This window comes from Accumulibacter sp. (genome assembly GCF_036625275.1).
In the GTDB taxonomy this organism is placed as follows: domain Bacteria; phylum Pseudomonadota; class Gammaproteobacteria; order Burkholderiales; family Rhodocyclaceae; genus Accumulibacter.
Genome location: NZ_JAZKUD010000144.1, coordinates 1 through 5789, shown reverse-complemented (window position 1 = coordinate 5789; position 5789 = coordinate 1). Strand labels below are relative to the sequence as shown.

At 66.5% G+C, this 5789-nt stretch carries 4 protein-coding genes and 4 pseudogenes; 5 read left to right on the top strand and 3 right to left on the bottom strand.

What is annotated here, in order from left to right; translation table 11 throughout:
• Window positions 1-233, top strand: a pseudogene (locus V5B39_RS21405) (inorganic diphosphatase); the annotation flags it as partial.
• Between the two features lie 15 nt (window positions 234-248).
• Window positions 249-638, top strand: a pseudogene (locus tag V5B39_RS22380) (transposase); the annotation flags it as partial.
• A gap of 21 nt (window positions 639-659) precedes the next feature.
• Here V5B39_RS22380 and V5B39_RS21400 read toward each other — a convergent pair.
• The 3 genes and pseudogenes from V5B39_RS21400 to V5B39_RS21385 all read right to left on the bottom strand — a co-directional run bounded on the left by V5B39_RS21400 (window position 660) and on the right by V5B39_RS21385 (window position 2304).
• A complete protein-coding gene (locus V5B39_RS21400) occupies window positions 660-965 on the bottom strand; it encodes a hypothetical protein (RefSeq protein ID WP_332344847.1) in 306 nt (101 codons plus the stop codon).
• A 334-nt stretch (window positions 966-1299) separates the two neighbouring features.
• Window positions 1300-1961 (bottom strand): annotated as a pseudogene (locus tag V5B39_RS21395) (lytic transglycosylase domain-containing protein); the annotation flags it as partial.
• A gap of 139 nt (window positions 1962-2100) precedes the next feature.
• Window positions 2101-2304, bottom strand: coding sequence for a heavy-metal-associated domain-containing protein (locus V5B39_RS21385; protein WP_332344844.1), 204 nt, complete (start codon window positions 2302-2304; stop codon window positions 2101-2103).
• 306 nt (window positions 2305-2610) lie between these two features.
• Here V5B39_RS21385 and V5B39_RS21380 point away from each other — a divergent pair.
• The 3 genes and pseudogenes from V5B39_RS21380 to V5B39_RS21370 form a co-directional block, all read left to right on the top strand.
• Window positions 2611-2793 (top strand): annotated as a pseudogene (locus V5B39_RS21380) (IS91 family transposase); the annotation flags it as partial.
• Window positions 2794-3151: 358 nt separating this feature from the next.
• Entirely contained in the window at window positions 3152-4012 is an 861-nt protein-coding gene (locus V5B39_RS21375; protein ID WP_332344848.1) for a hypothetical protein, read from the top strand.
• A gap of 751 nt (window positions 4013-4763) precedes the next feature.
• Entirely contained in the window at window positions 4764-5720 is a 957-nt protein-coding gene (locus V5B39_RS21370; protein ID WP_332344843.1) for a toll/interleukin-1 receptor domain-containing protein, read from the top strand.
• Window positions 5721-5789 lie beyond the last annotated feature (69 nt).

Sequence of the window (5789 nt, the reverse complement as noted above, 5' to 3'; positions counted from 1 at the left end):
ACCGTGGCATGAGCGACGACAAGCTGATCTGCAGTGCGCACGCGCTGACCCCGGCGGAACGCCGGAACGTCCTGCGTTTCTTCCGCTTCTACGCGCGCTGCAAGGCTTTCCTGAACTTCTGGCGCCGACGCCCCGGTCGCAATGCCTGCGAAGGCTGGTGCGCCGCGTCGCTGGCAATCGCCCGCGCTGAACCCTTGCGCGGGCCGTGGCGGGGGCCACGGACCAGCTTCTGATCGACGTTTCACGAAAGCGGTGCCCCCGAACAGAAGTTGCTCAACGGAGTGCAGGCCATGCTCCGCCGCCGTCTGTTGCGCGCGCTGGCCCGGCGCGGTGTGCTTGAGCCGGAAGATGCCGAGACGATGGCGAGTTGGGAGCACGGGGGCGGCTTTTCGCTCGACGCCGGCGTGCGCATTGAAGCGGCCGACCGCCAGGGCCTGGAACGGCTGCTAAGGTATTGCGCTCGACCTGCCTTTGCGCTGGAACGTTTGCGTGAAATCGACGCCGAACACCTGGTCTATGAGAGCGTCAAGCCGGGTCCCGGCGGCGGCGTCAGCTTGATGCTGACGCCGCGCGAACTGATCGAGCGTTTGGCGGCGCTGATTCCACCTCCGCGCCGTCATCGGCATCGGTACTACGGCGTACTGGCGCCCAACGCACCGCTACGCGCACAGGTCACCACGCTTGCCGGCGTGCCAGAGAGTCTGACCGCGCCGCTTGTCACAGCGACTGAGACTGAGACTGAGACTGAGCCAATCGCGGCGCAAATCACCGCCCCAGGCGCGTCGTCCGACAGCGAGGAGCAGGCAGAGGAAGCGCTCCTGCGTCGCGCGGCCCGCTGCGCCTGGGCGTTGCTGCTCGCGCGGATCGATGAGGTCTTTCCGCTCGTCTGCCCACGCTGTGGCGGCGAGATGCGAATCATCGCCTTCATCACCGACGCCTGGGTCGTGCGCGAGATCCTCTCGCACTTGGGCAAGCCGACGTCACCGCCGCCTATCGCGCCGGCCCCGGGCCCGCCGCTGTGGGAGATCACCGATGCCGAGCAGGGCGAGTTCGCCCCGCAAGCTCAACCGGCACCGGACTACGCCGGAGTACGAATTCGATCAGCGCATCGCCTGGTAAAGGCCGCACGAAGACGATCCGATGCGATCGGGCTCGTCAGGGCCATCATGGCCATCCTGGTGCTGTGGTTCTGGCGAGGTTTTCAGGCTCCGTCGGCACGCTTTCCCCGAATCACGACTGCTGTCCGGGGCCTATCAGAGCCTGGAACACTGGCGGAAGTGGCGTTGGATCTCCTATCCTTTACTGCGTGCGCTCAACCCTTGATGCGACGGAGAGCAAGCCGGCCTGACGGCGTTCCGTGCGGCGTTCCAGTTCCTGTCCGCCGGGATTGCTCCTGTCGCGTTGCGCGTAGCCGGCGAAGCGCAGAACACGCCGAACGTATTGCTGCGTTTCGGTTTCGGGGTAAGGGGGAACGCCGGCGTAACGGTCGACAGTTCCTTCGCCCGCGTTGTAGGCCGCCGCAATCAGCCGCCCATCTCCGGCAAACCGCTTGCGCAACCACTTGAGATAGGCCAGCGCGCCGCGGATGCTATGTTCGGGATCGAAAGGTCTGGTGACGCCGAAGCGCTCCTGTGTCGCTGGAATCAGCTGCATCACGCCCTGCGCGTTCCGCGGCGAGACCGCTCCGGGGTCGAGATTCGACTCTGCGAGGGCGATGGCCAGTGGCAAGCGCGGATCGATGGCGTGTTGACGCGCCGTTTGGCGGATCAACAGGCAATCTTCTGCCTGGCCGGCGACTGTCTCGCCAGATAGCCGTCGATGTCGAACAGATCGACCTCCACACCGCCGGCGAAACTGCCACATTCGTCGCCGATGTTCGCGTTGGCGACCTGTGGATCGTAGTACCTGAGCGCTGCGTGGTTACCAAGACGGGCAGCCAGGGCGAGACAGGCGTTTGCCAACGCCAGCCTGTCGCAGCAAGCGCCAGTGTGGCCCGAGAATGGTGACAGATTCAGGAATTGATTCACACTTTCGACGATTCTCCGACTCCGGAACGGTCTTGCCGACGATCCGGGGCAAAGCCAGGCTGGTGAATCAACGCTAGAGCGTCAGGTACCCGGCATCCTCGATGCTCTGGCGAATGTCGCTCTCGGAGACCATCGCCGTATGCTCGATGCTGGCTTCGCCGGTTTCCAGCGAGACCTCGACGTAGCCGATGCAAGGCAGGTCCTGGATCGCATTCATGACGCTACGCAGGCAGTCGTCCGATTTCATTCCGGTGATCTTGAGGGTAGTGGTTGGCATGACTCGCTCCTTGCGCAGTTGCTCGTGTATTCCGTCTCCTGCCGGCTTTCGGAGACCTCCGGGCCCGACGCGCGCCGTGATCATCGTCGGCCACTGCCGCACCGGGTGCCCGTCCGGCGGTTGGCTGGCAGTCCTTCGTCGGCGTCCGGCCGTGCTCGCCGCGAGGCCGCGCGAACCGCGCTGGCGGGCCGGGGACGCTTAGGGCGCCCGCAGCATGCGCGCTGGAACGACGCCGTGCTTGCCGTTCTCCAAGCTGACATCGTAGTCTATTCTACGGGGTGGTCTACACGCAGACGCAGCGTCTGCTGCCCACGTTGTGGCGGCGAGATGCGAATCATCGCCTTCATCACCGACGCCTGCGCCGTGCGCGCGATCCTCTCGCACTTGGGCGAGCCGACGTCACCGCCGCCTATCACGCCGGCCCGGGGCCCGCCGCTGTGGGAGATGGCCGATGCCGAACAAGGCGAATTCGACCCGCAAGCGCAACCGGCACCGCACTACGCCGGAGTACGAATGCGATCAGCGCATCGCCTGGTAAAGGCCGCACGAAGACGATCCGATCGGGCTTGTCAGGGAGCGCTTGCACCCTGGGTCGCCGCGGCGGCCTCGTCGGCCACCGCGGCGACCCATGGCCATCATGGCCATCATGGCCATCCTCGTGCTGCCATTCTGGCGAGGTTTTCAGGCTCCGTCAGCACGCTTTCCCCGAATCACGACTGCTGTCAGGGCCTATCAGAGCCTGGAACACTTGCGGAAGTGGCGTTGGCTCTCCTATCCTTTGGCGTACTTGCCGCCGCCTGCTGGGTCGGCGCCGTGGCTCGCCCTGCGCATCAGAAGGAAGGAATGAATGGTGGACCACCACACTGTGCCGATCGTCATGCTCGTCGTCGTCCTGGCCGTCGTTGCCCTGGCGTTCGCGGTGAGTTGGCGACGCGGCGCCAGCGCGGAGTCGGTGGGCTGGCAACGGCCGGGCGGCGAGGCACGAGGGATGCTGGCCGCGGCCGGCGCGCTGCCAGTTGCCGCCTTCGTGGCGCTGACCTGCGGCTTGCTGGCGCCGCAGGCAGCCGTCGCCGACGATCTGCCGTCGTGTCTGCGACGCGTGGCGGAGCAGGCGCCGCGGGACGTGCTTCTCGCCGTCCGGCCGGGCGACGAGGAACTGCTGGCCCGGCTGGTGTACGCTGAGGCGCGGTCGACGGGCTTCGCCGACGATCCGCGGGTGGCGCGCGGAATCGCCTGGGGCGCCATGAACCGCGTGCGTCTGGCCGAGGTGTCGGCGAGCGCGCGTCGGCGATACGGCAGCGGGGTCGCCGGGGTGATCTTCCAGCCGCAGCAGTTCAACCCGGCGGTCTCGCGACGCTCGCCCTTCGCCGCCGACTTTCTCTGTCCGCAGGACGCGGCGGCGTGGCGGCTCGCCGTGGCAGCGGCCGGCATGGCGCTACGCGGACACGGCAATCCGCTGCTCGACACGGCGTGGGAGCGGCGCCACGGACTTTCGCTGGTGGTCAATTTCTACTATCCGCAATCGGCACAGGCGCGCGGTCCGCTCGCCCCCTGGGAAGGCAGCGCTGGGCTGAGCTTCATTGGCGAGCCGAAGTCGGTCGATCTGCCGCCTGCTGCGCGAGTCCGTTTCTATCGCCTCGAGCGGCCACCGGCTGACCTCGATCCCGCGGCGCGCCGTCCTTCGCCGCCGGCTGCCGGGGGCAGGTGACGAACTCGCCTTGAGGTGCGGCGCGAGGGCTGGCTGCCGGGTCGGTCGGCGGATTGCTGACAGTGCCTGTCGTGCAGGGCAGACGGCAATGCTTCGCGCGCTGCCCTGGGCAGGTTCTGGCATGATGCTCCCGCGCGTGCCAACCGAGCTTCGCAGCCGTCAGGCCTGCCCGCCCGACATTGCGTCGATCTGCTGCCGAAGGTCAGTCGCCCGCTGCCGCCCGGCCTCGTCGCCGAGCACCGCTAGGCAGAAAAGGGACAGGCAGAGAAGGGACAGTATAGTAAATAGCTTGAACCTCGGAGTGGCCTCATCCTCGTTCCTGATTGATGCAGCGGTCGGACGAGCTCGAGCAACGATTACTGGAAGAAGTTTACGCTTTGGAAGGCAACGTCTCCATGTGCTATGCCCTCAGCAGAACGCTTCGGCATAAAGGACGGCCGTCAGGAAGGTGACGTTGCCTCCTGCAACGCCTGCTGTTTCGTTGTATTGGTTACCTCCCGGGAGCAGTCCGCGGACGCTTTGCCGGCGCGAGCACGGATCAGATTGAAACCTGGGCCATTGGGGTGCCCGATGCCGTGGCCCTTCTTATGGCGGGCTGGGCCTTGATGGCGCCGGTTCGCTCGGCAGAACCTCCGGCAGGACTTCCCGGCGCCGGTTGCTACGCCGCAGCCGCCAAGAAAGCAGCCCGGCGGGACGAGTCCTGCAGGAAGTTCTGATAAGCTGCGCGCAAACTAGGACAGGGATGCCGCCGATGCCAACCGCCAGCGACCGGCCGACCGAAGGTGTTTTCCTCAGCTACAGTCACCGCGACCGGACGGCGGCGGTTGCCTTGCGCGCGGCGCTCGAGCGCGCCGGGCTGAGTGTCTTCAAGGACGACGATTCGCTGCGTACCGGCGACAGGTGGCTGGAGCGCTTGCAGGAAGTCCTGCAAGCTTGCTCGGCGTTTGTCGTGCTCACCGGGCGCGACGGCGTAAGGCGCTGGGTCGGCGCCGAAGTGCAGGTCGCGCTGATCCGGCACCTGTCGGCGGCTCGGGAAGAGGACCGGCTGCCGATCTTCCCGATCCTGCTCGAAGAGGCCAGGCCGGAAGCGCTGCCGCCGTTTCTCGCGCTGTTCCAGGCCACCCGCTGGACGCCTGCCGAGGCGTTGCCGGGCGGCCTGGTCGACGCCATCCGAGCACACGCCGTCCGCCTCGACTCGCCGCCAGCCATCGAGGGTTGCCCCTTCCTCGGCCTCAACGCCTTCAGCAGCAAGGATTCCCGGCTGTTCTTCGGACGCCGCAAGGAAACCCTCGAGGCCCTGACCTACCTTGGCGACCAGCAGCAGGCCAATCCGGAAGGCCTGCGCGGCGGCGGTGGCCCCGCTTACTGCCGCTGGCTGCAGATCGAAGGCAACAGCGGCACCGGCAAGTCGTCGCTGGTCAACGCCGGCATGCTGCCGATGATCGAACAGGGCGCGCTGTGGGCGCGCACCGGCTTCGAGCGCTGGCGCACCCTCGGCCCGATGATGCCGGGCAAGGACCCGCTGACGCGGCTGGTCGAAGTCGTCGAGCACGGGCTGGTCAGCGACGAACGCCGGCGCAACATGCTCGCCCGGCAACAGGCCTTCGAGAGCGACCCGCGCGCGCTGGCCTTTGCCTTGCGCGATGCCAGCCGGATGTTAACACCCCATACGCATATTTCCTGCTTTTCAGGCGAGTCTCGATTCTAAGTCTCTGATTTTCCTGATGGTGGATTTTTCTGGCGTTTTGTAGTGCCATAATCGTATGTCTTTTTGGCC

What these genes read in the sequence shown, in the direction of transcription:
- V5B39_RS21385 (WP_332344844.1), bottom strand. Translation starts at nt 2,304, where the DNA reads ATGCCAACCACTACCCTCAAGATCACCGGAATGAAATCGGACGACTGC.
- V5B39_RS21370 (WP_332344843.1), top strand. Translation starts at nt 4,764, where the DNA reads ATGCCAACCGCCAGCGACCGGCCGACCGAAGGTGTTTTCCTCAGCTAC.
- V5B39_RS21375 (WP_332344848.1), top strand. Translation starts at nt 3,152, where the DNA reads ATGGTGGACCACCACACTGTGCCGATCGTCATGCTCGTCGTCGTCCTG.